Source organism: Nonomuraea sp. NPDC001831 (genome assembly GCF_042892035.1).
GTDB lineage: Bacteria > Actinomycetota > Actinomycetes > Streptosporangiales > Streptosporangiaceae > Nonomuraea.
Genome location: NZ_JBIATU010000009.1, coordinates 189,412 through 216,262 on the forward strand (window position 1 = coordinate 189,412; position 26,851 = coordinate 216,262).

Consider the following 26,851-nt stretch of genomic DNA (forward strand, 5'->3'; position numbering starts at 1 on the left):
ATGCCGCTGCCGCAGATCATGCTGGCCGTCCTGTGGGTCGGGCTGACGGCCTACGTCCTGTTCGGGGGCGCCGACTTCGGCGGCGGCGTCTGGGACCTGCTGGCGGGCGGCGCCGAGCGCGGCCGGCGGCGGCGGGATCTGGTGGAGCACTCCATCGGGCCGGTCTGGGAGGCCAACCACGTCTGGTTGATCTTCGTGATCGTGCTGGCCTGGACCGGCGTGCCGTCGGTGTTCGCCTCGGTCGCCTCCACCCTCTACATCCCGCTCACGCTGGTGGCGCTGGGCGTGATCGGGCGCGGCGCGGCGTTCGCGTTCCGCAAGGTCTCCTCGCGGCTCTGGCAGCGGCGGCTGTTCGGCGCGACCTTCGCCTTCTCCTCGGTGGTGACCCCGTTCTTCCTCGGCGCGGCGGCGGGCGGCATCGCCTCCGGCCGGGTGCCGCCCGGCGTCGCCAAGGGCGACCTGGTCGGGAGCTGGGTCAACCCCACGTCGATGGCGGTCGGCGCGCTGGGCGTCGGCACGGCCGCGTACCTGGCCGCCGTCTACCTGACCCGCGACGCCCAGCGCGGCGGCCAGGAGGACCTGGCCGAGGAGTTCCGGCGACGGGCGCTGGGCTGCGGAGCGGTGGTCGGCGTGCTGGCGGCGGTGAGCCTGCTCGTGCTGCGCGCCGACGCGCCCGCCCTGTTCGCCGAGCTGACCACCGGCCGCGCCCTGCCGCTGCTGGCGCTGTCGGTGCTGGCCGGGCTGGCCTCGCTGGTGCTGCTGTGGCGGCGGGCCTATCTGGCGGTACGTCTCAGCGCCGCGCTGGCCGTGACCGGTCTGCTGTGGGGCTGGGGCGTGGGGCAGTACCCCGTGCTGCTCCCCGGCCTCACCCTCGACCAGGCCGCGGCCACCGACGCGGTGCTGGGGGCCAGCCTGGGCTCGCTGGCCGTCGGCGCGGTCCTGCTGGTGCCGTCGCTGTGGTGGCTGTACGCCACCTTCCAGCGCGAACGCGGCGAGATCAGTCGCCGACCGGCGTGAGCAGGCCCGTGCGCACGTCGTAGATCGCGCCCGTCACCGGCATGTCGGCGGGCAGGAACGGGGTCGTGCGGATGCGGGTGAGGTCGTGGCGCAGCGCCTCGCCCTGGTCGGGGACGGTGTGGAACTCCAGGCTGCGCGTGTCCACCCCGCGGGCGCTGGTCAGGTCGTGCACGTCGGCGTCCGTCACCTTGGTCATCCCGCAGTCGGTGTGCGGCATGACCAGGACGCGTTCGACGCCGAGCAGGTACACGGCGAGCACCAGCGTGCGCAGCACGTCGTCGGTGACCCGCGCGCCGGCGTTGCGCAGGATCTTGGCGTCGCCGGGCTGCAGGCCCAGCAGGCCCAGCGGGTCGATGCGGGAGTCCATGCAGGTCACCACGGCAAGCCCGCGGGCTGCCCGGCCGGTGAGCCCGGAGTCGCCGAAGTCCTTGGCGTACTTCGCGTTGGCGGCATACAGGTCGTCGAACGCAGTCATGCCTCAGATCTTCCCGCACGTCCCAAAGCTGATGCTTTCCGGGGTGGCGACTGGCGCGAGTTCCCTAAGGTCCCACGAAATTCACTCACCTTGGGTGATGATGTCGTCACCATCTGTACGTCGTCGAAGAAGGTCAGTCGTGAGTAGGTCCGAATCGCTCGCCGCGTATCTCCGCGCTCAGGCCCGGCGCCGCCTCGACCGTGTGGAGTCCAACGACGACGGGCGCAACGCCAGATGCGCGCTGGCCCTGCTCGACACCGCCGCGTACGCCGCCGGCCTGCCCGAGGACGACCCGATCATCCTCATGCTCGACCAGGCGGGCTGCTTCGGGCCGCTCGGCTGCGAGGAGTTCGAGCCGGGCGAGGCCGGGGCCCGGCTGATCCGGTCGTGGACCGGCGGCGAGCCGCACGAGCTCCTGCTCGCCCTGCCCGCCGCCATCGAGGCAGCCGCCTCCGCCTGAGGGCGCGCAGCCTGTGGTCAGGCCGTGGGCTCGTTCCCCGGCCGCCACTTGATGCCGCAGCCGATCGAGGCGCGCTGCTCGGCCGGGACGGGATCGCCCGCGAGCAGCGCGTCGATCGCCGCCCGCAGCGAGGACCCGGTCACCGGGACCGAGTTGCCCGGGCGCGACCCGTCGAACTCCCCCCGGTAGACGAGCCGCAGATCGCCGTCGTAGAGGAAGAAGTCGGGCGTGCAGGCCGCGCGGTAGGCCTTGGCGACGTCCTGGGTGTCGTCCAGCAGGTACGGGAACGGGAACCCCGCGCGCCGGGCCTGTTCGGCCAGGTGTGTGGGATCATCGTCGGGGTAGTTCACGCTGTCGTTGCTGCAGATGCCCACCACCGACAGCCTGGAGCCGTAGCCCGCGGCCAGTGTGCCGAGGCCCGTCTCGATGTGCCGTACGTAGGGGCAGTGGTTGGACAGGAAGACCACGAGCGTGGCGGGGGAGCCCTTGAGGTCCGCGAGCGAGACGCTGCCGCCGTCGATGGCGGTGAGGTCGAAGGCGGGCGCGGGCGTGCCCAGGGGAACCATGAACGAATTGGCAGCCATGACGTTCATTCTCGTCGGCCTGGACGCCGGCGAAACAAGTCCAGGAGGTGAATGATGGCCGGCATCGCGGAGTTCCGCACAACGGTCCTCGACTGCCCGGAGCCGCGGGCGCTCGCCGAGTTCTACGCACGCCTGCTCGGCTGGCCCGTCACGTACGAGGACGACAGCTGGGTGGTCGTCGAGGACGGCGGCTCGCCCAAGCGCCTGGCCTTCCAGCGCGTGCCCGATCACCGGCCGCCGACCTGGCCGGAGGGCGATCGGCCGCAGCAGCTCCACATCGACGTCACCGTCACCGACATGGACAAGGCCGAGCGGCAGGTGCTGGAGATCGGCGCGACCAAGCACGAGCGGCAGCCGAGCGAGGACGACAGCTTCCGGGTCTTCCTCGACCCCGCCGGCCACACGTTCTGCCTCTGCCGCGACTGACCGGACGCCCGCCCCGCGCAGGCGGGGCGGGCCTTCGTGACGCCGGTCAGCCGGGGATCACTCCTCCTCGGCCACCGGCGGCGCCGGCGCGTCGGCCTGCGGCCCGGCGGCCAGGGCGCCGCCGACGGCGCCGATGGTGTGCGTCAGCCGCACGCCTGAGCCGTCGCGGCGGCCGATCTCCTCCGGCAGCGGCACCGGCTTGCCCACCGCCGACACGGCCTTGGCGGGCGCGGGGCCGGCCCAGGCGAGCAGCAGCTCGTCCTCGCCCTTCAGGAACCGCTGGGCCCGCACGCCGCCGGTGGCCCGGCCCTTGGCCGGGAACTCGGCGTAGTCGGAGACCTTGCCGCCCCCGACCTGCGTGCCCGGCAGCGCCGTCGAGGACCCGGCCACGGTGACCACCTGCGCCGGACGCGAGGGGTCGACCACGCCGAACCAGATCACCCGGGCGCCGTCGTCGAGCCGGATGCCGGCCATGCCGCCGGCCGGCCGCCCCTGGGGGCGCACCAGCGAGGCCGGGTAGCGCAGGAGCTGGGCGTCGGAGGAGATGAAGACCAGGTCGTGGTCCTCGGAGTCGAGCTCGGCGGCGCCCACCACGGTGTCGCCGTCCTTGAGGGTGATCACTTCGAAGTCGTCGCGGTTGGCCGGGTAGTCGGGCACCACCCGCTTGACCACGCCCTGGGCGGTGCCGAGCGCCAGCCCGGGGCTGTCGGGGTCGAGCGAGCCGAGGCCCACGACCTTCTCGTCGGGCTGCAGCGCGACGAACTCGGAGACGGGATGGCCGCCCGACAGCGTCGGCGGGTTGGCCGAGGGCGGCAGCGTCGGCAGGTCGACGACCTGGACCCGGATCAACCGCCCCAGCGACGTCACCACGCCCACCTCGCCGCGTACGGACGTGCGCGCCACCGACACCAGCACGTCGTGCGCCGAGCGGTCGCCGTCGCCCGCCAGCGGAGCCGCGTCGGAGGTGCGGGCCAGCAGCCCCGTGGAGGACAGCAGCGCCCAGCACGGGTCGTCGGCCACCTGGAGCGACACCACCGGCGTGCGGGCCACGCCCGGCGCCTCCAGCAGCACGGTACGGCGCGGCGTGGCGTACTTCTTGGCCACCTCGGCCAGCTCGCCCGAGACCACCTGCCGCAGCTTCGCCTCCGAGGACAGGATCTCGGTGAGCGCCGCGATCTCCTCGCTCAGCGTCTCCTTCTCCTGGTCGAGCTCCAGCTTGTCGAACCTGGTGAGCCGGCGCAGCGGCGTGTCGAGGATGTAGGCGGCCTGGATCTCGGTCAGGTCGAAGACCTCCATCAACCGGGCGCGGGCCTGCGCCGAGTCGTCGGAGGAACGGATGACCTGGATGACCTCGTCGATGTTGAGCAGCGCGATGATCAGGCCGTCGACCAGGTGCAGGCGCTCCTCGCGCTTGCGCCGGCGGAACTCGGACCTGCGCCGCACGACCTCCAGCCGGTGGTCGACGTAGACCTGCAGCAGCTCGCGCAGGCCGAGCGTGCGCGGCTCGCCGTCGACCAGGGCGACGTTGTTGATGCCGAAGGTCTCCTCCATCGGCGTCAGCCGGTAGAGCTCCTCCAGGACGGCCTCGGGGATGAAGCCGTTCTTGATCTCGATGACCAGGCGCAGGCCCTTGTGCCGGTCGGTGAGGTCCTTCAGGTCGGCGATGCCCTGGAGCTTCTTGCTGGTCACCAGCTCCTTGATCTTGGTGACCACGCGCTCGGGGCCGACGTTGTAGGGCAGCTCGGTGACGATGATGCCCTTGCGCCGCGGCGTGATCTGCTCGACCGCGCACCTGGCCCGCATGCGGAACGTGCCGCGCCCGGTCTCGTAGGCGTCGCGCACGCCCTGGAGCCCGATGATCGAGCCGCCGGTCGGCAGGTCGGGGCCTGGCACGAACTTCATCAGCTCGTCGAGCGTGGCGTCGGGCTTCTTGATCAGGTGGCGGGCGGCGGCCACGACCTCGGCGAGGTTGTGCGGCGCCATGTTGGTCGCCATGCCGACCGCGATGCCGGTGGTGCCGTTGACCAGCAGGTTGGGGAACGCCGACGGCATGACCGTGGGCTCGGTCTCCTGGCCGTCGTAGTTGGGCTTGAAGTTGACGGTGTCCTCGTCGAGCGACTCCACCATGAGCATCGCCGCCGGGGCCAGCCTGGCCTCGGTGTACCGCATGGCGGCCGGCAGGTCGTCGGGGGAGCCGAAGTTGCCGTGACCGTCGACCAGCGGCAGGCGCATCGAGAACGGCTGCGCCAGGCGCACGAGGGCGTCGTAGATGGCGCTGTCGCCGTGGGGGTGGAGCTTGCCCATGACGTCGCCCACGACGCGCGAGGACTTGACGTGGCCGCGCTCGGGACGCAGGCCCATCTCGCTCATGGAGTAGAGGATGCGCCGCTGCACCGGTTTGAGGCCGTCGCGAGCGTCGGGCAGGGCCCGCTGGTAGATCACCGAGTACGCGTACTCGAGATAGCTCTTGCGCATCTCGGAGGAGACGTCGATGTCGACGATCCGCTCCTCGAAGTCCTCAGGCGGGGGTGCAGTCGTACGTCGGGCCATGTCGAACATTGTGCCGAAGAGGATCGGGTGCCCGCGACTCGTCGGCGCGCCGCCCCGGCCTTGACCAAGCAATTGCTTGGGTCTTACCGTCGGAGGCGAGGACCCCGTCCCCCCGCCCCCGGAGGCTTCGCCATGATCGAGTTCCATCCCGTGACCAAGCACATCGGCGCCGAGGTCACCGGGGTCGATCTGCGCAAACCCCTCTCCCCGGAAGAGGTCGCGACCCTGCGCGAGGGGTGGCTGCGGCACCTGGTGCTGTTCTTCCGCGACCAGCACATCGACGACGAGCAGCACCTGCAGTTCGCGCTCAACTTCGGCACGCTCAACCATCCGGCGTTCAAGAAGGACTCCGGCAGCCCGATCCACATCCTCGACCAGACCTCCCCGAAGGGCGAGGGCGGGGACGAATGGCACAGCGACAACACCTTCGAGCCCACGCCGCCGATGGGCTCGCTGCTGCGCTGCGTGCAACTGCCGAGCGTGGGCGGCGACACCTGCTGGGCCAACACCTACCTGGCCTACGAGACGTTGTCGCCGTCGATCCAGCGGTTGTGCGACGAGCTGACCGCCGTGCACGACATCACGATGTCGATGAAGAAGGCGATCTCCAAGGGGCACCCGTTCGACCTGGCCGAGATCCAGGCCAAATGGCCGCCGATAGAGCGCCCGGTGGTCCGCGTGCACGCCGAGACCGGGCGCAAGGCCCTGTTCGTCAACCGCGCCTCCACCACCCGCCTGGTGGGGCTCAGCGACCGGGAGAACGAGGCCCTGCTGCCGCTGCTCATCGACCACATCCGCTCGCCCGAGTACCAGTGCAGGCTGAACTGGCGTCCCGGCACGCTGGCCTTCTGGGACAACCGCCCCACCCAGCACTACGCGGTCGCCGACTACACCGAACGCCGCCGCATGCACCGCGTCACGATCAACGCCTTCCCCGAGCACGCGGACAAGGAGCGCTTCACAGCTTGAGCGAGACCCAGCCCGACAGGGCGAATTCCGGGCGGCGGGCCCCGCCCCTTCGTCCGGGCGGGGACGCGCCGGTGGGCCTGTTCCGTCGGTGGAAGCTGGTAATAAGGGGGGCATGATTGAAGCCCCCGACGCGGCGATGCTGCGCGAAGAGGCCGAGGAGCGGCTGCGGGCCCTGGCCGGCGACCACGCCCGGCTGCGAGACGACCAGTGGTCCGCCATCGAGGCGCTCGTGCTCGACCGGCGCAGGGTGCTCGTCGTGCAGCGCACCGGCTGGGGCAAGTCCGCCGTCTACTTCGTGGCCACCGCCCTGCTGCGCGAGCTCGGCGAGGGCCCCACGGTCATCGTCTCGCCGCTGCTGGCCCTCATGCGCAACCAGATCGCCGCCGCCGAGCGCGCCGGCATCAGGGCCGTCACCATCAACTCCGCCAACCCCGAGGCGTGGGAGGAGATCTACGGCCAGGTCGCCGAAGGCATGGTCGACGTGCTGCTGGTCAGCCCCGAGCGGCTCAACAACCCCGACTTCCGCGACAACGTGCTGCCCGAGCTGGCCGAGAGCGCCGGGCTCGTGGTCGTCGACGAGGCCCACTGCATCTCCGACTGGGGCCACGACTTCCGGCCCGACTACCGCCGGCTCGCCACGCTGTTCGACGAGCTGCCGCCCGGCATCCCGGTGCTGGCCACCACCGCCACGGCCAACGCCCGCGTCACCCGCGACGTCGCCGAGCAGATGGGCGAGGGCACGTTCGTGCTGCGCGGCCCGCTGGAGCGCGAGAGCCTCCACCTGAGCGTCGTCAAGCTGCCCTCGGCCGAGCAGCGCCTGGCCTGGCTGGCCCAGACCCTGCGCGAGCTGCCCGGCTCCGGCATCGTCTACACGCTCACCGTCGCCGCCGCCCACGAGATCGCCGGCTACCTGCGCGAGCAGGGCCACGAGGTGGCCGCCTACTCCGGCCAGACCGACCAGGCCGAGCGGCTGGCCGCGGAGGAGGCGCTGCTCAACAACAAGATCAAGGCGCTGGTGGCCACGAGCGCGCTCGGCATGGGGTTCGACAAGCCCGACCTGGGCTTCGTCGTGCACGTCGGCGCGCCGCAGTCGCCCGTCGCCTACTACCAGCAGGTCGGCCGGGCCGGGCGCGGCGTCGAGCGGGCCGAGGTCATCCTGCTGCCCGGCACGGAAGACCGCGAGATCTGGGCCTACTTCACCTCCCTGGCCTTCCCGCCCGAGCCCGTCGTGCGCGCCACGTTCCAGGCGCTCGAACAGGGCGGCGTGATGTCCACCCAGGCCCTGGAGACCGCGGTCGACCTGAGCCGCAGCCGCCTGGAGATGATGCTCAAGGTCCTCGACGTCGACGGCGCCGTGCGCCGGGTCAAGGGCGGCTGGGAGTCCACCGGCGAGCCCTGGGCCTACGACACCGAGCGCTATGCCCGCATCGCCGCCGAGCGCAAGGCCGAGCAGGACGCCATGCTGCGCTACCTGACCACCGACGAGTGCCGCGAGCAGTACCTGCGCAGGCACCTCGACGACGACACCGCCACGCCCTGCGGCCGCTGCGACAACTGCACCGGCCGCCACCGCTCGCCGGAGATCGCCGCCCAGGCCGTCGAGACCGCCCGCGAACGCCTGAGCAGGCCCGGCGTCGAGATCGAGGCGCGCAGGCAGTGGCCCACCGGCCTGGCCGACCTGTCCGGCAGGATCAAGCCCGAGCTCGGCGCCGAGCCGGGCCGCGCGCTCGGCCGGCTGACCGACATCGGCTGGGGCAACCGGCTGCGCGAGCTGCTCGCCGGAGCCGACGGGCCGATGGCCGACGACATGTTCAAGGCCGTCGTCCAGGTGTTGTCGGCGTGGGACTGGCAGGAGCGGCCGGTGGCCGTGGTCAACGTGCCGTCGGCGACGCGCCCGCAGCTCGTGCGCGGCTTCGCCGAACGGCTGGCGCAGGTGGGCCGGCTGACCTACCTGGGCGAGCTGGGCTATCGGGCGGGGTCGCCCGGCCGGCAGTTCAACAGCGCCAAGCGCGTCCAGGCGATCAGGGGCACGCTGGCGATGCCGAAGGACCTCGGCGCCGCGATCGCCCAGTGCGGCGGCCCGGTGCTGCTGATCGACGACCGCGTGGACACGGGCTGGACGATGACCCTGGCGGCGGCCCTGATCCGGCACGCGGGCGCGCCGGCCGTGCTGCCGCTCGCGCTGGCCACCACGTCCTGACCGGCGGAAGGAGACCCGGCCGGGGCAGGGAAGGCCCGGCCGGGGAGTGGGTCAGAACGGCGGGCGCGCGCCCAGGTGCATGATTGCCTTGGCGGCGAGCCGGCAGCCGGCGGCCAGCGACTCGGCCGGCGGCTTGCCGGCCAGCCACGGCGGCAGGAACCCGGCCGAGAACGCGTCACCCGCGCCCGTGCCGTCGACGATCTTGTCGACCGGCTCGGCGGCCACCCGGACCGGGTCGGGGCGGCCGTTGCTGAACCACAGCGCGCCCTCGGCGTTCATCTTGATGACGACCTGCGGGAACCACGCGGTGAGCACCTTGGCGGCGGCCTCGGCGTCGTCGCGGCCGGTCAGCACCTTGGCCTGGTCGATGTTGGCGAACAGCAGCTTCGCGCCGTTGGTCCATTCGAGGAACGGCTCGGCGCCCGTGCGCTCCAGCGGCGCCGAGGAGGCGCAGTCGACCGAGATCGACATGCCCGTGCGGCGCGCCATGTCGAGCGCCGCGAGACCGGCGTCGCGCGAGCCCTCGTTGACCAGCGTGTAGCCCGACAGGTGCAGGTGGGCGCCCGAGGCGAACAGGTCGCGCGGCAGGTCTTCGGGGGACAGGGCGGCGTTGGCGCCCGGGTCGGAGAGCATCGTGCGCTCGCCCTTGTGCGTGACGAGCACCACGCAGGTGCCGGTGGGCCGCTCGGGATCCATCACGAGCCGGGCGTCGACGCCGTAGCCCATCAGCTCCATGTCGCGGTTGCGGCCGGTGATGTCGGCGCCCCGGCGGCCGATGAAGGCCACCTCCGCGCCCTCGACGGCGAGCCACGAGGCGATGTTGGCGCCGGAGCCGCCGCCGTGCATCGTCACGATCGCGGGCGTGTCACTCGCCCTGGCGAGCGCGTAACGGGCGCGCGCGACCGCGTCGGTCATGAGATCGCCCACCACGACGACCCGCGTCATGATGCCACCACCTTGCTGCCTTCAGAACGACCCTGGCCACGGCAAAACTAACAGCTTCCGGGCTGTTCGTGGGGCTGACCCCGGACACCGGGCAGCAGTCGATGCACAAGCGTTGCCCAAGAGGCCCACCGGTCTTGGCATGTGGGATGCGGGTTTACGCTCGTGGCGTGGAGGCACAATATCCGGCTCACTGGGAGGCCGACGTCGTCCTGGCCGACGGGGGCACCGCTCACGTGCGCCCCATCAGGCCCGCCGACGCCGACCGTCTCCGTGCTTTCTACTCCCGTCTGTCGGCCGAGTCGATCTATTTCCGGTTCTTCGGCCCCCGGCCCCGGCTGTCCGACCGCGACGTCGAGCGCTTCACCAACGTCGACTACGTCAACCGCGTGGCCCTCATCGCCACCATCGGCGCCGAGATGGTCGCGGTGATCCGCTACGACCGCACCGAGCCGGGCGAGGCCGAGGTCGCCTTCCTGGTCGAGGACGCCCACCAGGGCAGGGGCGTGGCCTCCGTGCTGCTGGAGCACCTGGCGGCCACGGCCCGCGAGCGCGGCATCGAGCGGTTCGTCGCCGACGTGCTGCCCGCCAACATGAAGATGATGGGCGTCCTGCGGCAGGCCGGCTACACCGCGCAGAGCCAGTTCGCCGACGGCGTCGTCCGGATGACCCTCGACCTGACCCCGACCGAGACCTCGGCGGAGGTCACGACCTCGCGCGAGCACCGGGCCGAGTCGCGGTCGATCGCGCGCCTGCTGTCCCCGGGGTCGGTCGCGGTCATCGGCGCCTCGCGCGAGCCCGGCGGCGTCGGCCAGACCGTCCTGCGCAACCTGCTGGCGGCCGACTTCACCGGCCCGGTCTACCCCGTCCACCGCCAGGTGCGGGCCGTCGCGGGCGTGCGGGCCTACCCCAGCGTGACCGAGATCGACGGCGAGGTCGACCTGGCGGTCGTGGCCGTGCCCGCCGAGGGCGTCCTCGACGTGGTCAAGGAGTGCGCGGAGAAGGGCGTGCACGGGCTGGTCGTGGTCTCCTCCGGGTTCGGCGAGACCGGCGCGTCCGGGCGCGCCCGGCAGGACGAGCTGGCCCGCATCGCCCGCTCCTACGGCCTGCGCGTGGTCGGCCCCAACTGCCTGGGCATCGCCAACACCGACCCGGCCGTCAAGCTCAACGCCACGCTGGCCGCCACCGTCCCGGGCCGCGGCCGGGTGGGCTTCTTCAGCCAGTCGGGCGCGCTCGGCACCGCGCTGCTCCAGCGCGTGGCCCAGCGCGGCATGGGCATCTCGTCGTTCGTCTCGGCCGGCAACCGCGCCGACGTCTCGGGCAACGACCTCCTGCAGTACTGGGAGGAGGACTCCGCGACCGAGGTCATCCTGCTCTACCTGGAGTCGCTGGGAAACCCGCGCAAGTTCACCCGGCTGGCCAGGCGCATCGCGCGCAACAAGCCGATCGTGGTGGTCAAGAGCGGCGGCACCCCGGCCGGCCACTCGGCCGAGGAGCTCGGGCTGCCCGACTCCGCGATCAGCTCCCTGTTCGCCCAGGCCGGCCTGATCAGGGTCGACGACCTCATCCAGCTCTTCGACGTGGGCCAGCTGCTGGCCTACCAGCCGTTGCCCGCCGGGCCCAGGGTCGCGCTCGTGACCAACTCCGACGCCCTCGGCCTGCTGGCCGCCGACTCCTGCCTGGCGGCCGGCCTCGAACCGCGCCCGCCGGTCAACCTGGGCGCCGCGGCCGGGCCGGCCGAGTTCGGCGCGGCGCTGGCCGGCGAGCTGGCCGCCGACGAGGTCGACGCGGCCGTCGTGATCTACATGCCGCCGATCCCCGGCGAGTCGGACGAGGTGGCGGCCGAGCTGCTGCGCGTCTCGCAGGGGTCCGCCAAGCCGGTGCTGGCCACGTTCCGCGGGCATCTCGGCATGCACCCGTCGCTGCGCGTGCCCAGCGGCTCCGGCGGCACGCCCGCGCGGGGCTCCATCCCGTCGTACGCGGCGCCGGAGGAGGCGGTCAGGGCCCTGGCCCACGTGGTGCGGTACGCCACCTGGCGGGCGCATCCGGCCGTGCCGCCGCCCGAGCTCGACGGCCTCGACACCGCCCGCGCCCGCGAGCTGGTGCTGGCCGCGCTGGCCGGCGCGCCGGCCCCGGCGGGGGAGGAGCCGGGCGGGTTCGCCGAGCCGGGCCCGCCGGTCGAGATCGACGCCACCGAGCTGCTGTCGTCCTACGGGCTGACCGTCTGGCCCGCCGAGGTCGTCCGCTCGCCGGAGGAGGCCGTGGCCGCCGCCGAACGGCTCGGCTGGCCGGTGGTGCTCAAGGTGGCCGACCCGGGGGCCTCGCGCCGCGCGGGCACCGTACGCCTGGGGCTCACCGGTCCCGAGATGGTCCGGCACGCCTACGCCGAGTTCGCCGACCAGCTCGGCGAGGAGGTCGAGCTGGCCGTGCAGCGCATGGCGCCGCAGCCGGCCGTGCCCACCGTCGTGGGGGTCGTCGAGGACCGCGCGTTCGGGCCGGTGGTCTCGTTCGGGCTCGGTGAGGTGACCGCCCGCCTGCTGCTCGACCAGGGCTTCCGGCTGGCCCCGCTGACCGGCGAGGACGCCGCCGCCCTGGTGCGTTCCGTGCGCGCCGCCCCGCTGCTGTTCGGCCAGTACGGCTACCCGCCCGTCGCCGTCCCCGCCCTGGAGGAGCTGCTCGTCCGGGTGGGCCGCCTGGCCAACGACCTGCCGCAGGTGGCCCGGCTCGACCTCGACCAGGTGCTGGTGGGCGAGTCGGAGGTGCTGATCCTGGGCGCCCGCGCCACCCTGCGCACCCCGGCCGGACCTCGCCTGGACGGCGGCCCGAGACGGCTCTCCTGACCGCGCGCCCAATGTCGTTCATGTCTAGACAAAGACGTTCATAGAGCGTTATGTCTGGCGGGTGAGTGCACTGCGCGGCCCTGGCAGGATGGAGGCATGAGGGAAACCCGAGTCTCAGCCGCGGGCCTGCGTGAAGCGATCGAGCGCAGCGGCTACTACCCCGACCTCGTCACCGATGCGGTCGAATCCGCGCTGGGCAAGGAGGCCGTGACCGCGTTCGTGGTCCACCACGAGGCCACCTTCGATCCCGCGATGGAGGTCCGCAGGCATGTCACCGTCCTGGTGCTGTCGACGACGAGGCTGCTGGTCTGCCACACCGACGAGCACCCGGCGGTCGAGGGCGTCTCGGCCTCCCACGCGTCCACGACCACCGAGGCGGTCCGGTTGAGCCGCGTGCAGTCGGTGGCCGTCACCCGCGTGGTGCCCGACCCGGCCTCCTACGTGCCGGGCGTCCCGCCCACGGAGGTCACCCTCACCATCGGCTGGGGCGCGATCTCCCACGTCGACCTGGAGCCCGCCACCTGCGGCGACGAGAACTGCGACGCCGACCACGGCTACACCGGCGCGATCACCGCCGACGACCTGTCGCTGCGGGTCAGCGAGGCGGCCGACGGCCCCGAGGCGGTCACCCACGTGCTGGCCTTCGCCAAGGCCCTGTCCGAGGCCACCGCCCGAGCCGCCGCCTGACCACCACGACCCGCCGTCCGGCTCCTCGCCCGGCCCCACCGGGCCACCGCCAGAGCCACCGCCAGAGCCACCATCAGGGTCACCGCCAGAGCCGCCGCCCGACCACCCCCGGCCACTAGGATGTGGGGATGCTGCCGGACTACGGCGCCAGGTCGCTGGCGGACCTCCCCGGTTCGCTGCTGGCCGCCCTCGGCCTGACCGAGCCCAACCCGCTGGCCCTCGACCCCGCGGCGCGCGTCTGCCTGCTCCTGGTCGACGGCCTGGGGGCCGAGTTGCTCCGCGCCCACCCCGAGACCGCCCCCTTCCTGTCCGCCCTGCCCGCCCGCACCCTCACCGCCGGTTTCCCCGCCACCACCGTCACCAGCCTGTGCTCGCTCGGCACCGGCCTGACCCCGGGCGAGCACGGCATGGTCGGCCTGACGCTGGCCGTCCCCGGCACCGGCCACCTGTTCAACTGCCTGCGCTGGACCCTCCCCGGCGGCCGCACGATCGACCCCGAGGAGTGGCAGCCCGCCCCCACCGTCTACCAGCGAGCCGCGGCCCAGGGCGTCGACGCCGTCTACGTCGCCCCCGCCGAGTTCGAGAACTCCGGCCTGACCAGGGCCGTCTACCGCGGCGTGCGCTACGTGCCGGCCGACGGCGTCGACGACATCGTGGCCCGCGTCGGCGAGGTGCTGCGCGCCGCACCCCGCGCCCACGTCACCGCCTACTACGGCAAGCTCGACGCCGTCGGCCACATGTCCGGATGGGGTGGCGAGGAGTGGCTGGCCGAGCTGGCCGTCGTCGACGCACTGGCCCGGCGGCTGGCCGAGTCGCTGCCACCCGGTTCGGCCCTCTACGTCACCGCCGACCACGGCATGGTCAACGCCACCGAGAAGCTCGACGCCGAGCGTGTGCCCGCGCTGACCGAGGGCGTGGCGCTGCTCGGCGGCGAGGCCCGGGCCAGGCACGTCTACGCCGAGCCCGGAGCCGCCGGGCACGTCCTGGAGGCGTGGCGCGCGACGCTCGGCGACCGCGCCTGGGTAGTGTCCAGGCAGGAGGCGGTCGAATCCGGCTGGTTCGGGCCCCGGGTGCGCGAGGCGTGGCTGGGCCGCATCGGCGACGTCGTGGCCGTGCCCCGTGCCGGCCTGGCCGTCACCGCCCCCACCCGTCATCCGATCGAGGCGCTGTTCACCGGCTACCACGGCTCGCTGACCGCCGCCGAGCTCAACGTCCCGCTGCTGGAGGTATCCACCCGATGAGTGCGCTGATCACGCCCGCCGAGCTCGCCGCGCTGCCCGACGTGTCCGTGCTCGACGTGCGCTGGCGGCTCGGCGGCCCGCCCGGCGTGGAGCTCTACCGCGAGGGGCACCTCGCCGGCGCCGTCTTCTGCGACGTCGACGCCGACCTCGCCGCGCCCCCCGGCCCCGCCGGCCGCCACCCGCTGCCCGGCGCCGAGGAGTTCCAGCGGGCCATGCGCGCGCTGGGCGTCTCCGACGGGCGCCCGGTCGTGGTCTACGACGACACCGGCTCCACGACCGCCGCCCGCGCCTGGTGGGCCCTGCGCTACTTCGGCCACCCGTCCGTACGCGTGCTCGACGGCGGCCTGGCGGCCTGGGCCGAGGCCGGCCTGCCGGTCACGAAGGACGAGCCCGAGGTCGCGCCGGGCGACTTCACCGCCAGGCCCGGCGGCATGCCGACGCTGACCGCCGACGAGGCCGCCGCGGTGGCCGCCGAGGGCGTGCTGCTCGACGCCCGCGCCGCCGAGCGTTACCGGGGCGAGGTCGAGCCCGTCGATCCGGTGGCCGGGCACGTGCCCGGCGCGGTGAGCGCGCCCACGACCGGAAACCTCGACGCGGGCGGCAGGTTCCTCGCCCCCGCCGTCCTGCGCGACCGCTTCGCCGGGCTGGGCGTGCGCGAGGGCGTCCCGGTGGGCGCCTACTGCGGTTCGGGGGTCACCGCCGCCCACGAGGTGCTGGCCCTGGAGCTGGCCGGGGTGCCCGCGGCCCTCTACGTCGGCTCCTGGTCGAACTGGGTCGCCGACCCCGCCCGCCCGGTGGCCACCGGCTGACGCCCGGACGCGGTCAGCCGGCCGGACGGACCGGCCGGTCGCCGGCCCCGAAACAGACGAACCCCAGCAGGCCGGTCTTGGCCGACGCGCAGGCCAGAGCCGCGTCCGGCGCCTGCCCGGCGGCCAGCAGCTCGTGGAAGGCGCCCATCATGGCCATCGCGGCCTCGTCACCGATGGGCACCATCCCCGCCACCACGCACGAGCTCCCGCGCGCCAGGAACGTGCCCGGCAGCCCCAGCGGCGCCCCCTCCGCCGGCGTGCGGGCCATGCCCGAGTTGCACGCCGACAACACGACCAGCTCGGGCGCGCGGTGCAGGCCCAGCAGGTCGTAGGCCATGAGCTGCCCGTCGCCGAGGGTGATGCCGGACAGCAGCGGGCTGCGGGCGTGGAAGGCGCCGTGCGCGGCCAGATGGAGGACGTCGGCCTCGCCGAGCGCCGTGAGCACGGCGTCCCGGCGACCGGGGACCGCCCGCGCGCCCGGGTGGCAGGCCAGCACGCGGGCCACCTCCTCCTCGGCGTGGGCCAGCTCGGGCCCGGCCGCCGCCACCACCAGCGGCGCTCCCTCCCGCAGGCGGGCCCGCCGCCGCGCGCCCACCCACGCCGCCGCGCTCGCCGCCACGCTCACGGGACGCTCCCGCAGCCCCGGCAGCGCCCCCCAGGGCAGGGTGTGCAACGGCCCCACCGGCACCACCACCAGCGGCCGGTCTCCCAGCTCGGCCACGAGCGGCGCCAGCAGCAGCCGCTCCAGCTCCGCGCCGGCGCCGGTCAGCTCGGTGAGCGCCTGAGCGGGGGCGGCGACGTCGAGCCCGGCACCCCACTGACGCAGGGTGTGCCGCAGCCGCATGATCGCCTCACGCGCCTGCCGCACGCCGCCCAGCCGCCGCAGGATCAGCCGGTCGGCGGTGATCAGCACCGCCAGCAGCGTCTCCTCGTCGGCCACGAACTCCACCAGCGCCGCGCCGTCGAGCGCCGCCCGGACCCGGTCGATCTCCACCAGGCCGCACGCGTGTTCCGGCGCCGCGACCGCGCGCCACCGCTCGGCCCACTCGAACACCTCGCCCGCGCACCCGTCGCGCACCGCCAGGCCCAGCCCGAAGGCGGCCAGCCGCTCGCCGGACCGGGCCGCGTGCGCCCGCAGCGCCGGATCCTCGAACGTCTCCACCTGCCCGCTCACCTCGGCCAGTCCGTCGCGGACCGCCCGAAGGGCCCCCGTGACGTCCTCCCGCAGCGCCGCCTCCAGCGCCAGCGCGTGCTGGCGTACGGTCGCCGGGATCTGCGCGAGCTGCGTGGGCTGCGGCTCGGGGGCCAGCGAGGTCAGGTGGGTGCCGGCCGGCATCCAGCGTTCGGCGCGCTCGGCGTGCCGGGTGAGCCTGCGCAGCTGGGCCGAGGCCACCGGATGGTCGTCGACGGCGAGCGCCGCCTCGGCCGCGCTCAGCCGCAGCGCCGCGGCGGCGGCCACGTGCGAGGAGACGTCCTCCAGCTCGTCGGCGCACTTGATGAGTTCGCTGACCAGCTCGGACGTGACCGGCCCGAGCGCCAGCCGGGCGCGCAGGACGACCTCGCCGGCCAGCGGCAGCCACGTCAGCCGCTCCTGCTCGGCCAGCTCGCGCGCCGCCTGCTCGGCCACCTGCCGGGCCCGGTGGGGGTCGCCGGTGAGCAGCTCGACCTGGGCCAGCTTCAGCCGCGCCTCGGCCAGCGCCACCTGCGCGCCGGAGGACTCCAGGTCGGGCACGGCCAGGCTCAGCATCGCCCTGGCCTCGCCGGGCAGGTGCGCCGCCAGCAGCGCGCCGGCGAAGTCGGCCCGCATCGTGGCCAGCCGCTCGGGGAAGCCGAACAGGGTGTCCTCGGCCTCCCGGTAGTGCTCGAACGCGCCCGCGATGTCCCCCCGCCGCACGGCGAGGAACGGCAGGTTGGCGGCCGACAGCCGGGCCAGGTGGCGCAGGCCGGCGTACTGGGCGATCTGCAGGCAGGCCGCGATGTCACGCATGGCAGCGTCCCAGTCGCCGCGGTAGGCGTGGATCAGGCCGCGGTTGAGCAGGCCGCCGGCCAGGAAGCGCCGGTCGTCGACCGTGCCGGGCGCGGCCACGAGGGCCCGCAGCGACCGGTCGCAGGCGGCGATGGCCTCCTGGTGGCGGCCCAGGTGGGCCAGGGCGACCGCGCGCTGCGTGTCGAGCTTGGCGCGGTCGAGGGGCGACAGGTAGGCCCAGGCCAGGGCGGCCACGCGCAGGGCCTGGAGCGGATGCCCGCGCTCGGTGCGCACGGTGACCAGCGACAGCCGCGCCTGGGCCCGGCGGTCGGCCGGGACGCCCGGGATGGCGATGGCCTGCCGCAGACAGTGTTCGGCGCTGAGGAGATCGCCCAGCTCGCGGGCGGCCAGCGCCATGGCGCGCAGCGCGATCGCCTCGGCCTCGGGCGCCTCGGCCCGGCGGGCGGCGGCCAGGACGGTGCGGCCGGCGTAGAGGGCCTGCTCGGGATCGACGTGCGCGCGCAGCACGGCGGCCTCGGCCGCCTCGACGAGCGGACCGTGGTCGGCTGCTGATCCGGGTGGGGGAGAAGTGACGCTCATGGCGGGCTGACCGGCGGGGAGGAGGGGTGGGGACGTACGGCTCGGAGGAGTGCGCAGACGGCGGCGTCACGGCCGGATGCGCACCCACCTGGTCTGGACGGGGGCATGACCGGGACGGTGGCACACGATGCTCAGCCACCCGGGCGGCAGCCCGGTGGCGGCGAACCGGCCGTCCTGGGCAACCTGCCGGGTGAGGGTCAGGTGGGGGGTGCGCACGTCGATGGCGGCGCCCTCCCCGGGATCGGGAAAGATCTGCCCGGCGACGTCGATCAGCCCGTCGCCCACGGTCACCTCCAGGTCGAAGGTGAGACCGTCGGTGACGAACCGCACCAGGTGCGAGCCGTCGTCGCGGTCGGGCGCACCGGACCGCGCCGCCCGGCCGCCGCCGTGGTCGGCGGGGTTGGCGGTCACCGCCTGGGGGACGCGCAGCCCGTAGATGTCACGCGCGGCGGCCGACACGTGCCCGGGCATCGGGTCCATGCCGGCGGCCAGCCGGAGCGCCGCCAGGAAGTACTCGTCGTTGATCATTGCGCTGTCTCCTGTAGTGAGAGCAGAGTGCGCAGTTTCTCCAGGCAGCGGGCCCTGGTCGGCCCCACGCTGCCCACCGGCAACCCGAGCCGCATCGCCATCTGCTGGTTCCCCAGATCGGTCGCGACCAGCTGCAGCAGCGTGCGGCAGGGTTCCTGCAGGGCGGAGACCGACTTCCACAGCAGCCGCCTGCCGTCGGCCTCCAGCACGGCGGAGGCGGGGTCGGGCTCCTCGACGGCCCCGAAGGTGGGCCTGCCCTCCGGATCGGCGACCAGCAGGCCCGACGGCTCCTTCCGGAGCAGCAGGAGCGCCTCACGGCGGGTGGTGGTCATCAGCCAGCCGCCCACCCGCGAGGGGTCGCGGATGTCGTGCATGTGCTGGAGCAGCCGCAACCAGGCGCCCTGGACCGCGTCGGCGGCGTCGGCCTCGCCCAGCCCGCACGAGCGGGCCAGCGCCCACATGCGCGGGCCGAACCGGGACTCCAGCTCGTCCCAGGCGGATCGGTCGCCGTCGGCCGCGTCGCGGAGCAGCTCCGCCGGATCGCGCAAGTCGCTCATGCGGCCTCCTTTCGTCCCGCACGGGGAGGTCATCCTGCCTCACCGTGATTGGCCGAGGACTGAGCGTAAACTCTACAGACTCGTGGGTACGAGAACTCCCAGATCGGGAATTTGCCGGGACTGCCGGGGGTCGAGCAGTCGTTCCACGGCTTCCTTGGCCGGTTCGCGCCGGGCGGCGTCGGCCACGGCCCCCGACACCAGCGCGGTGGCGAACGACGTGCCGCTCCAGGCCGCGTAGCCGGCGAACTCGCCGACGTCCAGGAAGCTGCTGGTCAGCCAGTCGCCGCGGGCGCAGGCGTCGACCCAGGTGCCGTACCCGGAGAAGGGCGCGCGGCGCTCCTGGGCGGCGTCGAGGGCCGCGACGCCCACCGCGCACGGCAGGGCGGCGGGCCAGAACGGCCGGTCGGAGGCGGTGTTGCCGGCACAGGCCACCGTCACCGTGTCCTTCAGCGCGCCGATGGCGTCGGCCAGCAGGGGCGGCGGCCGGTCGTCGAAGGAGTGGCAGCCGAAAGAGAGGTTGAGCACCTGGGGCGGGTCCTCGCGCATGCGGTGGAGGGTGCGCACCACGGTCGCCTCGTCGCCCAGGCCGTCGCCGTCGAGCACCCGGCGGACCCGCAGCCTGGCGCCCGGCGCCCGGCGGGCCAGCAGGCCGGCGACGAACGTGCCGTGCCCGGCCTGCGCCCCCTGGGCCGCGTCGGCGCTCTCCGGGCCGAGCCGGGCGTACCAGTCGCTGCCCGACCACCACGGGTGCTTGGCCACGCCGGTGTCGAGCAGGGCCACGACCACCTCCGAACGCGACCTGGCCGGCCTGAAGGAGACGGGCGGCGTGGGGAACGGCCGGGACGCCGGCCCGCCGAAGAACAGCGGCTGGCCGGTGAGCACGTGGTTGGGCGAGGCCCGAAAGCCCCGGTCGCGCAGCTCGGCGGTGATCTCGCACGGGTCCACCCCCGCCGACAGGTGCAGGACGGTGACCCCGTCGGCCTCGGAGACCGCCTGCGTCCAGCGGGCGGCGGCCGACACCGCGCCCCGGTCGACCAGCACCTGACCTGGCCGGATGAACGCCTCGCCGACAGATTGCATGTCCATGAGGCGGTTGTTTCCCCGCCCGCCACAACTGTCACGTGACACGCCCGCACCAACTTGGTATGGCCCCCCTCTGGTGTCCGATGGCGACCGACGGTAGTCTCTCCCTAGTCACTTGTGATCATCCCGGGGCGAGGCCGTTGGGGAAGGCGCACCTCGTACCGAAACGGGAGGTCCGGTGTCTGCTCGTGGCGTGCTTTACGTCCACTCGGCTCAGCCCGCGCTGTGCCCTCACATCGAATGGGCAGTCGCGGGTGTCCTCGGCGTGCCCGTTGATCTGACGTGGACACCCCAACCAGCGGCGCCGAACGTCGTGCGCGCGCAGGCGGAGTGGGAGGGCCGCGCCGGCATCGCGGCGGCCATCGCCTCCTCCCTCATGGGCTGGCAGCGCCTGAGATTCGAGATCACCGAGGATCCCTCGCCCGGCGTCGACGGCTCCAGACACGCCTACACGCCGACGCTCGGCGCCTTCACGGCGGTCATCGGCGCGGCCGGGGACATCATGATCCCCGAAGACCGGCTGCGTGCCGCCATGATGATGGCCGCCCAGGGCCGGTGCGTGCTGGAGGACGAGCTCGACAAGCTGCTCGGCCGGCCGTGGGACGAAGAGCTGGAGCCCTTCAGGTACGCCGGCGACGGCGCTCCCGTCCGCTGGCTGCACGCCGCCGTCTGACCCGCTCCACCTCCCGCCCAGCGCCTGCCGGGGGCGGCCCGCGGCACGCACGTCATGCCCTGGAGCCGGCCGGCTTCCCGGACGACGGAAAGGCCCCGCACCGGGTCTCGGTGCGGGGCCTTCCTCGTGGAACCGGCCTCTACAGCGGGATGTTGCCGTGGGCGCCCCTGGCCGGGGTGGCCTGGGCGAGCACCTTGGCGATGGCGCCGCGCGTCTCGGCGGGCTTGATCACCTCGTCGATGACGCCCAGCTCCTGGGCGCGGGCCAGGCCGCCGGCGAGCTTCTCGTGCTCCTCGGCGAGCCGCTGCTCCAGCGCCGCACGCTCCTCCTCGGGCGCGGCGGCGAGCTCGCGCCGCTTGAGCACGCGCACCGCCGCCACGGCTCCCATGACCGCCACCTGGGTGGTCGGCCAGGCGAACACCTTGGTGGCGCCCAGCGCCCGCGAGTTCATCGCGATGTACGCCCCGCCGTACGCCTTGCGCGTGACCACGGTGACCCGGGGCACCGACGCCTCGGCGAAGGCGTGCAGCAGCTTGGCGCCGCGCCGGACGACGCCGTCGTGCTCCTGGCCGACGCCCGGCAGGTAACCGGGCACGTCCACGAGGACAACCAAGGGCACTCCGAAGGCGTCACACATACGTACGAAGCGAGCGGCTTTCTCGGCGGACGTGGCGTCGAGGCAGCCGCCCAGCCGCAGCGGGTTGTTGGCGACGACGCCGACCGTCCGGCCGCCGAGACGGCCCAGCGACGTGACGACGTTGGGCGCCCATTTGGCGTGCAGTTCGACGCCGGCCTCGTCGAGCAGGCCGTTGACCAGCGGCTTGACGTCGTAGGCCCGGCGCGCGGACTCGGGCAGCAGCGAGGAGAAGTCGACCTCCTCGACCGCGCCCGGCCGCACCCGGCCCTGGTGGCCGAGCAGCGTGGCGAGCCGGCGCGCCTGGAGGTAGGCATCGGCCTCGGTCTTCGTGACGACGTGCACGACGCCGCTGCGCCTGCTGTGCGGCTCTGGGCCGCCCAGCGCCTCGCTGTCGACGTTCTCGCCGGTGACGCTGCGCACGACGTCGGGGCCGGTCACGAAGATGCGGCCGGTGTCGGCCAGGATCACCAGGTCGGTGAGCGCGGGGCCGTAGGCGGCGCCGCCGGCCGCCGGGCCGACGACCACCGAGATCTGCGGCACGACGCCCGACGCCTTGGTCATGGCCGCGAACACCCGGCCGACGGCGTGCAGCGACTCGACGCCCTCGGCGAGCCGGGCGCCGCCGGAGTGCCAGACGCCGATGACCGGCACCCGCTCGCGCACGGCCACGTCGTAGGCGTGCACGATGTGCTCGCAGCCCTCGCTGCCCATCGCGCCGCCCTGGAAGCGCGCGTCGCTGCAGAAGGCGGCGACGGGCACGCCCTCGATCCTGCCCATGGCGGCCAGGACGCCGCTGTTGTCCTGCGGGGTGATGAGCCGCAGCGAGCCCTCGTCGAGCAGCGCTGCCAGGCGGACGACTGGATCGCGGGGGTCGGCGGGCTCCTGGCCGGAGCCCTCGCCCACCACCCGGCTGTCCAGTACGGTCATCAAGCCCCCTTGAAGACGACGGTCACGTTGTGCCCGCCGAACCCGAAGGAGTTGTTGACGGCGGCGATGTCGCCCTGCGGCAGCGAGCGGTTCGCGCCGTGGACGATGTCGACCTCGATGCCGTCGTCGAGGTTGTCGAGGTTGATGGTGGCCGGGACGATCCGCTCCTGCAGCGCCTTGATCGTGAAGACGGACTCGATGCCGCCGGCGCCGCCGAGCAGGTGACCGGTCATGGACTTGGTCGAGGTGACCAGCGGGTGGGTGCCGATGGCCTTGGCCACGGCCTGCACCTCGCCGACGTCGCCCGCCGGGGTGGAGGTGGCGTGCGCGTTGACGTGCTTGACGTCGAGGCCGGTGATCTCGGCGTCGGTCAGCGCCTGCGTCATCGCCATGATGATGCCGCGGCCCTCGGGCTCGGGCTGGGTGATGTGGTGGGCGTCGGCCGAGTAGCCGACGCCGGCGGCGTAGGCGTAGATGCGCGCGCCGCGCGCCTTGGCGTGCTCCTCGGACTCCAGCACCACGATGCCGGCGCCCTCGCCGAGCACGAACCCGTCACGGTCGCGGTCCCACGGCCGGGAGGCGCCCTGCGGGTCGTCGTTGCGGGTGGACATCGCCCGCGCGGCGGCGAAGGCGGCGATGTTGAGGCCGTGGATGGCGGCCTCGGTGCCGCCGGCGACCACCACGTCGGCGCGGCCGAGCCGGATCATGTCCATGGCGTAGCCGATCGCCTCGGCGCCGGAGGCGCAGGCGGAGACGGTGGCGTGCACGCCCGCCTGGGCGCCCAGGTCGATGCCGATCCAGGCGGCCGGGCCGTTGGGCATGAGCATCGGCACGGTGAAGGGCGACAGCCGGTTCCAGCCGCGCTCCTTCCACGTGTCGTAGGCGCTCAGGGTGGTGCTGATGCCGCCGATGCCGCTGGAGACCACGACGCCCAGCCGCTCGGGGGCCACCGTGGGGGCGCCGGCGTCCTGCCAGGCCTCCCGGGCGGCGACCAGGGCGAACTGCTCGCTGCGGTCGAGACGGCGGGACTCGGGGCGGGGCAGCACCTCGGTGGGGTCGACCGCCGCCGTCCCCGCGAACCGCACGGGGACGGAGTCGATCCACTCCGTGGTGAGGGTCTCCACACCCGACTGACCGGCGAGGAGCGCCGTCCAGGTCGAGGTGACGTCTCCACCGACGGGCGTCGTCGCGCCGAGCCCGGTGACGACGACACGTACCCGGTTCGCACTCACGTTTTCGCGCTCCTTACTGGTCAGAACTGCTGGGTGTCAGGCCTGGATGAAGTTGAGGACGTCCTTGACCGTCTTCAGGTTCTTCAGCTGGTCGTCGGGGATCTCGACGCCGAACTCGTCCTGAGCGGCCACGGCGATCTCGACCATGGACAGGGAGTCGATGTCGAGGTCGTCGACGAAGCTCTTCTCGGGGGTCACCTCGCCGGCCGGAATGCCGGTGATCTCGTTGATGATCTTGCCGAGGCCCGCGAGGATCTCCTGCTCGGTGGCAGCCATGTCGCTACTTCTCCTTCATTTTCTGGTTTCTGTACGGCGTCCGCCGTACGAGCTGAGGTACGGCGGGAGCCGTACCGGATCCTACGGAATCTCGATCACTTGGCCCGCATAGGTCAGACCGGCGCCGAAGCCGAGGATGAGCGCGAGGTCGCCTGAGCGGACCTCGCCGCGCTCCAGCATGCGCGAGAGCGCGAGCGGGATGGAGGCCGCCGACGTGTTGCCCGCGGTGACGATGTCGCGGCCGATGACGGCCTTGTCGGCACCGAGCTTGCGCGCGATGGCCTCGATGATGCGCAGGTTGGCCTGGTGGGGGACGAACGCCGCCAGCTCCGAGGGTTCGACCCCGGCCCGGGCGCACGCCTCCAGGGCCACCGGGTGCAGCGCGGTGGCCCAGCGGAAGACCGTCTGGCCCTCCTGGGAGAGGAACTTCGTGCGGTCGGCGATGGAGATGGCCTCGGACTTGTCGCCGGCGCTGCCCCAGACGACCGGGCCGATGCCGGGCGTGTCGGTCGGGCCGACCACCGCGGCGCCGGCGCCGTCGGCGAAGATCACGGCCGTGGACCGGTCGGTCCAGTCGACCCACTGCGACAGCTTCTCCGAGCCGATGACCAGCACGTTCCTGGCCGCGCCGCCGCGGACGGCGGCGCTGGCGGTGGCCAGCGCGTAGCAGAAGCCCGCGCAGGCGGCGTTGACGTCGAAGGCGCCCGGGGACTGGATGCCCAGCCGGTGGGCCACGACGGCCGCGGCGTTGGGGATCTGGGTCTCCAGCGTGCAGGTGGCCACGATCACCAGGTCGATCTCGTCGGGGGTCAGGCCGCTGGCGGCCAGCGCCTTGCCGCCGGCCTGGACCGCCATGTCCTCGACGGACTCGGCGGCCGAGGCGACCCGGCGCTCCTTGATCCCGACGCGGGACTGGATCCACTCGTCGTTGGTGTCCATGGTCTTGGCCAGGTCGTCGTTGGTGACGACGTTGTCCGGCTGGTAATGGCCGAGGGCCAGAATCCGGGCGCCGGGGGCGATGTCGGGGATCCTCACTTGATCAGCTCCCTGGCCGCGTCGAGGTCGTCGGGTGTCTTCAGCGCCACGGTCTCGACGCCGCGCAGGCCGCGCTTGGCGAGCCCCGTCAGCGTGCCGCCGGGCAGCAGCTCGATCATCTTGGTGACGCCCAGCTCGGCCATCGTCGCCATGCACAGGTCCCAGCGGACCGGGCTGCTGATCTGCGAGATGAGCCGCTGGACGAACTCGGCGCCGGTGGCGGCGGGCCGGCCGTCGGCGTTGGACAGGAGCGTGACCTGCGGGTCGCCGGGCACGACGTTCCAGGCCGCCTCGCGCAGGGCGTCGACGGCGGGGGCCATGTGACCGGTGTGGAACGCGCCGGCCACCTTGAGCGGGATGAGCCTGGCGCGGGCGGGCGCGTCGTCCTTGAAGGCGGCGAGCTGCTCCAGCGTGCCGCCCGCCACGATCTGGCCCGCGCCGTTGATGTTGGCCGGGGTCAGCCCGTGGCGCTCGATCGCGGCCAGCACGTCGGCCTCCACGCCGCCGAGCACGGCGGTCATGCCGGTCTCGGTGACGGCGGCGGCCTTGGCCATCGCCTGGGCGCGCTCGCGGACCAGGCCCAGGGCCTGCTCGGCGGTGAGCACCCCGGCCAGCGCGGCCGCGGCGAACTCGCCCACGCTGTGGCCGGCCAGCACGTCGGGGGAGGCCCCTAGGGCCTCGGCGGCGGCCAGCGCGGCGGCCACCAGCAGCGGCTGGGCCACGGCGGTGTCGCGGATCTCGTCGGCGTCGGCGGTGGTGCCGTAGGCGACCAGGTCGATCCCGGCGACCTCCGACCAGGCGCCGAGTCTGTCGGCCAGACCGGGCAACTCTAGCCAGGGGGTCAGGAAGCCTGGGGTTTGGGCGCCTTGGCCCGGAGCGACGAGTACAAGCACAAAAACCACCATGCCCTGTAGAACTTCGACACGCGGATGGAGATCCGTACGAACTTTGTCCCGGGTGTTTTGTAGGAACCCTACAGTGAAGATTTCGGGAATGTTACGTTAGGGCCCGCCATGCCGCGGCCCCTTCGGAAAGCCGGCCCAGGATGAGACCGACCTGCAGCGTGAAGGCCGACCTGCCCTCGGTGGGCTGGTAGCCCGTGAGCTCGGTGATCTTCTTCAGACGGTAGCGGACCGTGTTCGGGTGCACGAACAGCAGCCGGGCCGTCGCCTCCAGGGAGGTGCCCTGTTCGAGGTAGGTGGCCAGCGTATCGAGCAGGGGAGTGCCGGCCAACGGCAGGTAGACGTTCTCGATGAGCTGCTCCCTGGCGTCGGCGTCGCCGTCGAGGGCGCGTTCGGCCAGCAGGTCCTCGGCGTGCACCGGCCTGGGGGCGTCCGGCCAGCCCGCGGACGCCTTCAGCCCGGCCAGCGCGGCCCGCGCCGACCGCGCGGCGGCGTGCAGGTCGGGCACCTCGGGACCGATGACGATCGGGCCCACGCCGAAGCGCGCCACGACCTGCCGGGCCGCGTCGTGGACGCTGTCGGCGCCGCCCACGATCACGATCAGCCGGTCGGCCTGCACGCCGGCCAGCAGGTCCATGCCGATGCGGCGGCCCTTGTCGCGCAGGGCGTCGATGACCGCGCGCGGGTCGTCGTCGGGGGCGTGCCCGGCGATCACGACGACGGGGGAGGAGGTCCAGCCGAGTGCGGCGGCCCAGGAGTGGAGGCCGTCGTCGACCTCGCCGCGCACCAGCGCGTCGACGATCAGCGCCTCCAGCCTGGCGTCCCAGGAGCCGCGGGCCTCGGCCTCGCGGGCGTAGACGTGCGCAGCGGCGAAGGCGACGTCGCGGGTGTAGCGGAGCATGGCCTGCTGGAGCTGGTCCTCGCCGCCCGGCGCGGCCAGCTCGTCGGTCTGGGCCTCGACCACCTCGACCACGACCCGGACGATGTCGACCGTCTGCTGGAGCGAGATCGAGCGCTTGAGCTCGCGCGGGGCCGTGCCGAAGAACTCGATGCTGGGCGTGGGCCGGTTCTCGCCGGCGTGCTGGAACCACTCCACGAACGCGGCGATGCCGGCCTGGGCCACCAGGCCCACCCACGAGCGGTCCTCGGCGCTGAGCGCCCGGAACCAGGGGAGCTGGTCGTCCATGCGGGCCATCGCCGCCGTGCCGAGCGCGCCCATGGCGCGCTCGAGCCTT

Annotated in this window: 24 protein-coding genes; 10 read left to right on the plus strand and 14 right to left on the minus strand. The window is 73.5% G+C overall.

The window, feature by feature from the left end; translation table 11 throughout:
- Complete coding sequence (locus ACFYYW_RS28200) at positions 1–1,017, plus strand: cytochrome d ubiquinol oxidase subunit II (protein ID WP_352327650.1); 1,017 nt, start codon at positions 1–3, stop codon at positions 1,015–1,017.
- Here ACFYYW_RS28200 and ACFYYW_RS28205 read toward each other — a convergent pair.
- Entirely contained in the window at positions 998–1,492 is a 495-nt protein-coding gene (locus ACFYYW_RS28205) for a carbonic anhydrase (protein WP_358284263.1), read from the minus strand. The genes ACFYYW_RS28200 and ACFYYW_RS28205 overlap by 20 nt on opposite strands.
- A 139-nt stretch (positions 1,493–1,631) precedes the next feature.
- Here ACFYYW_RS28205 and ACFYYW_RS28210 point away from each other — a divergent pair, with 139 nt between their 5' ends.
- Positions 1,632–1,952, plus strand: a complete 321-nt coding sequence (locus ACFYYW_RS28210) for a hypothetical protein (RefSeq protein WP_387652817.1) — start codon at positions 1,632–1,634, stop codon at positions 1,950–1,952.
- Positions 1,953–1,969: 17 nt separating this feature from the next.
- Here ACFYYW_RS28210 and ACFYYW_RS28215 read toward each other — a convergent pair whose 3' ends face one another.
- Positions 1,970–2,536, minus strand: a complete 567-nt coding sequence (locus tag ACFYYW_RS28215) for a thioredoxin family protein (protein ID WP_352327653.1) — start codon at positions 2,534–2,536, stop codon at positions 1,970–1,972.
- 51 nt (positions 2,537–2,587) lie between these two features.
- Between ACFYYW_RS28215 and ACFYYW_RS28220 the strand changes: the two genes are divergently transcribed.
- Positions 2,588–2,962 (plus strand): VOC family protein, encoded by a 375-nt coding sequence (locus ACFYYW_RS28220; RefSeq protein WP_387652819.1) that lies wholly within the window; start codon positions 2,588–2,590, stop codon positions 2,960–2,962.
- A 57-nt stretch (positions 2,963–3,019) separates the two neighbouring features.
- Here the strand turns inward: ACFYYW_RS28220 and ACFYYW_RS28225 are convergent, their stop codons facing one another.
- Entirely contained in the window at positions 3,020–5,512 is a 2,493-nt protein-coding gene (locus ACFYYW_RS28225; RefSeq protein ID WP_387652821.1) for a DNA topoisomerase (ATP-hydrolyzing) subunit A, read from the minus strand.
- A 132-nt stretch (positions 5,513–5,644) separates the two neighbouring features.
- On the opposite strand from ACFYYW_RS28225, the gene ACFYYW_RS28230 reads away from it, so the two are divergent.
- Both ACFYYW_RS28230 and ACFYYW_RS28235 read left to right on the plus strand, forming a co-directional pair.
- Positions 5,645–6,481, plus strand: coding sequence for a TauD/TfdA dioxygenase family protein (locus ACFYYW_RS28230; RefSeq protein WP_387652823.1), 837 nt, complete (start codon positions 5,645–5,647; stop codon positions 6,479–6,481).
- Positions 6,482–6,593: 112 nt separating this feature from the next.
- Positions 6,594–8,681 (plus strand): RecQ family ATP-dependent DNA helicase, encoded by a 2,088-nt coding sequence (locus ACFYYW_RS28235; RefSeq protein WP_387652825.1) that lies wholly within the window; start codon positions 6,594–6,596, stop codon positions 8,679–8,681.
- A 51-nt stretch (positions 8,682–8,732) separates the two neighbouring features.
- Here the strand turns inward: ACFYYW_RS28235 and ACFYYW_RS28240 are convergent, their stop codons facing one another.
- Positions 8,733–9,626 carry a sugar kinase gene (locus ACFYYW_RS28240; protein WP_352323632.1) on the minus strand — a complete coding sequence of 298 codons (894 nt, stop codon included), beginning with the start codon at positions 9,624–9,626 and terminating at the stop codon, positions 8,733–8,735.
- A gap of 167 nt (positions 9,627–9,793) precedes the next feature.
- Between ACFYYW_RS28240 and ACFYYW_RS28245 the strand changes: the two genes are divergently transcribed.
- The 4 genes from ACFYYW_RS28245 to ACFYYW_RS28260 all read left to right on the plus strand — a co-directional run bounded on the left by ACFYYW_RS28245 (position 9,794) and on the right by ACFYYW_RS28260 (position 15,200).
- Positions 9,794–12,463, plus strand: a complete 2,670-nt coding sequence (locus tag ACFYYW_RS28245) for a GNAT family N-acetyltransferase (protein WP_352323633.1) — start codon at positions 9,794–9,796, stop codon at positions 12,461–12,463.
- 96 nt (positions 12,464–12,559) lie between these two features.
- The gene (locus ACFYYW_RS28250) at positions 12,560–13,150 is read left to right on the plus strand and encodes a DUF5998 family protein (RefSeq protein WP_352323634.1); all 591 of its coding nucleotides are present in this window, start codon (positions 12,560–12,562) and stop codon (positions 13,148–13,150) included.
- A gap of 128 nt (positions 13,151–13,278) precedes the next feature.
- A complete protein-coding gene (locus ACFYYW_RS28255; protein WP_387652829.1) occupies positions 13,279–14,391 on the plus strand; it encodes an alkaline phosphatase family protein in 1,113 nt (370 codons plus the stop codon).
- Positions 14,388–15,200, plus strand: coding sequence for a sulfurtransferase (locus ACFYYW_RS28260; RefSeq protein ID WP_387652831.1), 813 nt, complete (start codon positions 14,388–14,390; stop codon positions 15,198–15,200). The genes ACFYYW_RS28255 and ACFYYW_RS28260 overlap by 4 nt, the downstream gene beginning before the upstream one ends.
- A 13-nt stretch (positions 15,201–15,213) precedes the next feature.
- On the opposite strand, the gene ACFYYW_RS28265 is transcribed toward ACFYYW_RS28260, so the two are convergent.
- The 4 genes from ACFYYW_RS28265 to ACFYYW_RS28280 form a co-directional block, all read right to left on the minus strand.
- Entirely contained in the window at positions 15,214–17,766 is a 2,553-nt protein-coding gene (locus ACFYYW_RS28265; RefSeq protein ID WP_387652833.1) for a CHAT domain-containing protein, read from the minus strand.
- 66 nt (positions 17,767–17,832) lie between these two features.
- Complete coding sequence (locus tag ACFYYW_RS28270; protein ID WP_352323638.1) at positions 17,833–18,294, minus strand: hypothetical protein; 462 nt, start codon at positions 18,292–18,294, stop codon at positions 17,833–17,835.
- Complete coding sequence (locus tag ACFYYW_RS28275) at positions 18,291–18,851, minus strand: sigma-70 family RNA polymerase sigma factor (RefSeq protein WP_352323639.1); 561 nt, start codon at positions 18,849–18,851, stop codon at positions 18,291–18,293. The genes ACFYYW_RS28270 and ACFYYW_RS28275 overlap by 4 nt, the downstream gene beginning before the upstream one ends.
- Positions 18,852–18,923: 72 nt before the next feature.
- The gene (locus ACFYYW_RS28280) at positions 18,924–19,937 is read right to left on the minus strand and encodes a S8 family serine peptidase (protein WP_387652836.1); all 1,014 of its coding nucleotides are present in this window, start codon (positions 19,935–19,937) and stop codon (positions 18,924–18,926) included.
- A gap of 175 nt (positions 19,938–20,112) precedes the next feature.
- Here ACFYYW_RS28280 and ACFYYW_RS28285 point away from each other — a divergent pair, with 175 nt between their 5' ends.
- Complete coding sequence (locus tag ACFYYW_RS28285; RefSeq protein ID WP_352323642.1) at positions 20,113–20,607, plus strand: DUF3145 domain-containing protein; 495 nt, start codon at positions 20,113–20,115, stop codon at positions 20,605–20,607.
- Positions 20,608–20,746: 139 nt separating this feature from the next.
- Here ACFYYW_RS28285 and ACFYYW_RS28290 read toward each other — a convergent pair whose 3' ends face one another.
- The 6 genes from ACFYYW_RS28290 to ACFYYW_RS28315 form a co-directional block, all read right to left on the minus strand.
- Positions 20,747–22,171, minus strand: a complete 1,425-nt coding sequence (locus ACFYYW_RS28290) for a carboxyl transferase domain-containing protein (protein WP_352323643.1) — start codon at positions 22,169–22,171, stop codon at positions 20,747–20,749.
- The gene (gene fabF / locus ACFYYW_RS28295; RefSeq protein ID WP_352323644.1) at positions 22,171–23,403 is read right to left on the minus strand and encodes a beta-ketoacyl-ACP synthase II; all 1,233 of its coding nucleotides are present in this window, start codon (positions 23,401–23,403) and stop codon (positions 22,171–22,173) included. The genes ACFYYW_RS28290 and fabF overlap by 1 nt, the downstream gene beginning before the upstream one ends.
- 36 nt (positions 23,404–23,439) lie before the next feature.
- Positions 23,440–23,679 carry an acyl carrier protein gene (locus tag ACFYYW_RS28300; protein WP_125639869.1) on the minus strand — a complete coding sequence of 80 codons (240 nt, stop codon included), beginning with the start codon at positions 23,677–23,679 and terminating at the stop codon, positions 23,440–23,442.
- Positions 23,680–23,760: 81 nt separating this feature from the next.
- Positions 23,761–24,714 carry a beta-ketoacyl-ACP synthase III gene (locus ACFYYW_RS28305; protein ID WP_352323645.1) on the minus strand — a complete coding sequence of 318 codons (954 nt, stop codon included), beginning with the start codon at positions 24,712–24,714 and terminating at the stop codon, positions 23,761–23,763.
- Positions 24,711–25,607: an ACP S-malonyltransferase gene (locus ACFYYW_RS28310; protein WP_352323646.1), complete on the minus strand. Its 897-nt coding sequence runs from the start codon at positions 25,605–25,607 to the stop codon at positions 24,711–24,713. The genes ACFYYW_RS28305 and ACFYYW_RS28310 overlap by 4 nt, the downstream gene beginning before the upstream one ends.
- A 103-nt stretch (positions 25,608–25,710) precedes the next feature.
- On the minus strand, positions 25,711–26,835 hold the full coding sequence (locus tag ACFYYW_RS28315; protein ID WP_358004299.1) for a helix-turn-helix domain-containing protein: 1,125 nt from the start codon (positions 26,833–26,835) through the stop codon (positions 25,711–25,713).
- Positions 26,836–26,851 lie beyond the last annotated feature (16 nt).

Coding starts and splice junctions, on each gene's coding strand:
- ACFYYW_RS28200 (WP_352327650.1), top strand. CDS start 1: ATGCCGCTGCCGCAGATCATGCTGGCCGTCCTGTGGGTCGGGCTGACG.
- ACFYYW_RS28205 (WP_358284263.1), bottom strand. CDS start 1,492: ATGACTGCGTTCGACGACCTGTATGCCGCCAACGCGAAGTACGCCAAG.
- ACFYYW_RS28215 (WP_352327653.1), bottom strand. CDS start 2,536: ATGGCTGCCAATTCGTTCATGGTTCCCCTGGGCACGCCCGCGCCCGCC.
- ACFYYW_RS28220 (WP_387652819.1), top strand. CDS start 2,588: ATGATGGCCGGCATCGCGGAGTTCCGCACAACGGTCCTCGACTGCCCG.
- ACFYYW_RS28225 (WP_387652821.1), bottom strand. CDS start 5,512: ATGGCCCGACGTACGACTGCACCCCCGCCTGAGGACTTCGAGGAGCGG.
- ACFYYW_RS28230 (WP_387652823.1), top strand. CDS start 5,645: ATGATCGAGTTCCATCCCGTGACCAAGCACATCGGCGCCGAGGTCACC.
- ACFYYW_RS28235 (WP_387652825.1), top strand. CDS start 6,594: ATGATTGAAGCCCCCGACGCGGCGATGCTGCGCGAAGAGGCCGAGGAG.
- ACFYYW_RS28240 (WP_352323632.1), bottom strand. CDS start 9,626: ATGACGCGGGTCGTCGTGGTGGGCGATCTCATGACCGACGCGGTCGCG.
- ACFYYW_RS28250 (WP_352323634.1), top strand. CDS start 12,560: ATGAGGGAAACCCGAGTCTCAGCCGCGGGCCTGCGTGAAGCGATCGAG.
- ACFYYW_RS28255 (WP_387652829.1), top strand. CDS start 13,279: ATGCTGCCGGACTACGGCGCCAGGTCGCTGGCGGACCTCCCCGGTTCG.
- ACFYYW_RS28260 (WP_387652831.1), top strand. CDS start 14,388: ATGAGTGCGCTGATCACGCCCGCCGAGCTCGCCGCGCTGCCCGACGTG.
- ACFYYW_RS28265 (WP_387652833.1), bottom strand. CDS start 17,766: ATGAGCGTCACTTCTCCCCCACCCGGATCAGCAGCCGACCACGGTCCG.
- ACFYYW_RS28270 (WP_352323638.1), bottom strand. CDS start 18,294: ATGATCAACGACGAGTACTTCCTGGCGGCGCTCCGGCTGGCCGCCGGC.
- ACFYYW_RS28275 (WP_352323639.1), bottom strand. CDS start 18,851: ATGAGCGACTTGCGCGATCCGGCGGAGCTGCTCCGCGACGCGGCCGAC.
- ACFYYW_RS28280 (WP_387652836.1), bottom strand. CDS start 19,937: ATGGACATGCAATCTGTCGGCGAGGCGTTCATCCGGCCAGGTCAGGTG.
- ACFYYW_RS28290 (WP_352323643.1), bottom strand. CDS start 22,171: ATGACCGTACTGGACAGCCGGGTGGTGGGCGAGGGCTCCGGCCAGGAG.
- ACFYYW_RS28300 (WP_125639869.1), bottom strand. CDS start 23,679: ATGGCTGCCACCGAGCAGGAGATCCTCGCGGGCCTCGGCAAGATCATC.
- ACFYYW_RS28315 (WP_358004299.1), bottom strand. CDS start 26,835: ATGGGCGCGCTCGGCACGGCGGCGATGGCCCGCATGGACGACCAGCTC.